This is a genomic window from Romboutsia maritimum (assembly GCF_002251085.2).
GTDB classification, from domain to species: Bacteria; Bacillota; Clostridia; order Peptostreptococcales; family Peptostreptococcaceae; genus Romboutsia_B; species Romboutsia_B maritimum.
The window spans coordinates 1-892 of sequence record NZ_NOJZ02000089.1; the positions used below are offsets into that span (position 1 = coordinate 1).

6 tRNA genes and 1 rRNA gene are annotated in these 892 nt (G+C 50.7%); all 7 read right to left on the reverse strand.

Annotated features, from left to right (window positions below):
* A 16S ribosomal RNA gene (locus CHF27_RS13915) occupies positions 1-187 on the reverse strand; the annotation flags it as partial.
* A gap of 110 nt (positions 188-297) precedes the next feature.
* Positions 298-374 (reverse strand) — tRNA-Met (locus CHF27_RS13920).
* An 18-nt stretch (positions 375-392) separates the two neighbouring features.
* Positions 393-468: transfer RNA gene (locus CHF27_RS13925), tRNA-Phe, on the reverse strand.
* A gap of 5 nt (positions 469-473) precedes the next feature.
* Positions 474-550, reverse strand: a tRNA-Ile gene (locus CHF27_RS13930).
* 8 nt (positions 551-558) lie between these two features.
* Positions 559-635 (reverse strand) — tRNA-Pro (locus CHF27_RS13935).
* Positions 636-667: 32 nt separating this feature from the next.
* Positions 668-743 (reverse strand) — tRNA-Trp (locus CHF27_RS13940).
* An 8-nt stretch (positions 744-751) separates the two neighbouring features.
* A tRNA-Ile gene (locus tag CHF27_RS13945) sits at positions 752-828 on the reverse strand.
* Positions 829-892 lie beyond the last annotated feature (64 nt).

Here is an 892-nt window from a genome sequence, read left to right on the forward strand (position 1 = left end):
GAAGATGTCTTCATAGCACTTTATCTCGTATTAGCATACCTTTCGGTATGTTATCCGTGTGTACAGGGCAGGTTACCCACGCGTTACTCACCCGTCCGCCGCTCTTTCCCGAAGGAAATCGCTCGACTTGCATGTGTTAGGCACGCCGCCAGCGTTCATCCTGAGCCAGGATCAAACTCTCAAATAAAAGTTTTGATGGGCTCAGATACTGTTATATATCTGGCTTTGTTTGGTTGTTTCAAATTCTATAAATTAACCTACTGTTTAATTTTCAAAGTTCTTTTGTATAGTTTAAGTTGGTAGCGGTAACAGGAGTCGAACCTGTGACCTTTCGGGTATGAACCGAACGCTCTAGCCAACTAAGCTATACCGCCATGTTCATATCTAACTTATGGTGCCCAGAGGCGGAATCGAACCACCGACACGGGGATTTTCAGTCCCCTGCTCTACCGACTGAGCTATCTGGGCAAATTTGGTGGGCCTAGCTGGACTCGAACCAGCGACCTCACGCTTATCAGGCGTGCGCTCTAACCACCTGAGCTATAGGCCCTTATCAATTGGTCGAGGTGAAGGGACTCGAACCCCCGGCCCCATGGTCCCAAACCAAGTGCGCTACCAAACTGCGCTACACCTCGACATTTATATAAATTATTTTGTTGTTTTTCGTTGGCAGGGGTGGAGGGATTCGAACCCCCGGCGCACGGTTTTGGAGACCGACGCTCTACCAGCTGAGCTACACCCCTATGAAATTTGGTGGGCCATCAGGGACTCGAACCCCGGACCTACCGGTTATGAGCCGGGCGCTCTAACCAACTGAGCTAATGGCCCAAATTTCACTGGTCGAGGTGAAGGGACTCGAACCCCCGGCCCCATGGTCCCAAACCAAGTGCGC